This is a genomic window from uncultured Blautia sp. (assembly GCF_902497045.1).
GTDB lineage: Bacteria > Bacillota > Clostridia > Lachnospirales > Lachnospiraceae > Blautia_A.
Map to the genome: position 1 here is coordinate 1 of NZ_CABVDF010000359.1, position 1,744 is coordinate 1,744.

General features: G+C 41.3%; 2 protein-coding genes. Both read left to right on the top strand.

Going from position 1 to position 1,744, the window contains the following annotated elements; translation table 11 throughout:
- The first annotated feature begins 348 nt into the window (after positions 1–348).
- Positions 349–834, top strand: a complete 486-nt coding sequence (locus RDS42_RS14670; RefSeq protein ID WP_308784301.1) for a prepilin peptidase — start codon at positions 349–351, stop codon at positions 832–834.
- The coding region (locus RDS42_RS14675; RefSeq protein WP_308784302.1) for a hypothetical protein at positions 831–1,744 on the top strand (914 nt) is incomplete at its 3' end. The genes RDS42_RS14670 and RDS42_RS14675, both read left to right, overlap by 4 nt.

Genomic DNA, 1,744 nt, shown 5'->3' on the forward strand with positions numbered 1-1,744 from the left:
CGCTCCCTCCAATTTTATTGTGAAAAATGAATATTATGCATAAAAAATGAATTAAACACAGATATTATACATAATTGTAAATAATTATGCAATACAAAAATCGTATGAAAAAGAAAAGCCAGCAACTGATCTGGAAGAAGCTGCTGAGAAGAAAATGACCAGTCAAAAACATGTCGAAACTTGAAGAACGAATTTTCTGGACATATAAAGCCGGATGCCATATAATAAGACTCACCAGAGATCTTCTGGTATATCTGCCGTCAAGTCAGACGGAACTATCCCATCTTATTTTATTTAAAACAGACGTATGAAAGGAGGCAAGGACGAATTTTAATAGAGGAAATGCTGGTGCTGACGATTGCAGGAACTGCGGTTGTGATGGATATTGCCAGTATGCGGATCAGCAATGGCTGGATTCTTTGTTCTCTTTTGTCTGGATTTCTATACAGTATCAGCGGAAAAGGTCCCTGTTTCAGAGAGTTTGTTTTTGGAACTCTGATTCCTGCAGCAGTCCTTGGAGGATTGTGTTGGTTCAGGATGCTGGGAGCAGGTGATATTAAACTGCTTTGTTCTCTTGGAGGGATTATTGGGCCGGAGTCTGTCTGGCGCTGCATGGGAGTTTCTTTTTTTATAGGAGCAGTTTTTTCATTGCTGTTTCTTGTTCTATATGGAAACCCGGCAGAAAGACTCTGGTATCTGAAATCTTATATAAGAGAGTATTTGAGAACAGGGGTCAGGAAACCTTATTACAGGAAAGGATCTGCGTTGGAAAATTTTCATTTTACAGTTCCGATATTTATGAGCGTAATGCTTTATGCAGGAGGTATATATTGAAAAAGCATATTTTTGCAATTTGTGATCCGGAGGCGGAGTATGCCCGGAATTTTATGGATTATTTAAATAGAAAAAAGAATCTGCCTTTTGAAGTACAGGCATTTACCGGACCGGAAAGCCTTGTAGCTTATGGGAAGGAACACAGGATAGAGCTCCTTTTGATAGCAGAGGAAGCTGTATGCGGAGAACTTCGCGATCTGGACATTGGTAAGATCATTGTTCTTACAGAAGGAGTAAGCTCTGCGGAAAAAAGTCCTTATGCAGGAGTTTATAAATATCAGTCCTCAGCGCAGGTGGTGCGGGAAGTTATGGCATGCTATGGAGAAGAAGCCTCAATTTTGCCGGCACAGTCGCCTGTTTTGAAAAAAACAACAGAAGTGCTGGGAATTTATTCACCGTCAGGACGATGTCTGAAAACCTCTTTTGCACTTACTCTCGGGCAGCTGCTTGGAAAAAACAGACCGGTATTGTATCTGAATATGGAGGAATATTCAGGATTTGACAGTCTTTTTGGAAAGAACTTTCCAGCGAATCTCAGTGATCTTTTATATTATGTCCGTCAGGGGGAACAGAACCTTACTGCACGGATCAACAGTATGGTGCAGACTGTGGGGCAGCTTGATTTCATTCCTCCGGTACAGTCGCCTCTTGATATACGAGGAACACCGTGGCAGGACTGGATCTGCCTGATCCAGGAAATTATGCTGCACAGTCCTTATGAGACCTTGATACTGGATATTGGAAATGGGATTGATGAGGTATTTCAGATTCTGGATATGTGCGGCAGAATTTATATGCCTGTTCTGCCGGATAAGATGTCCTGCTGTAAGCTTGCTCAGTTTGAAAATCTGCTGAGAACTCTTGAATATCCAAGGGCACTGAAAAACTTCCATTTCTTCTTAAGTGGAAG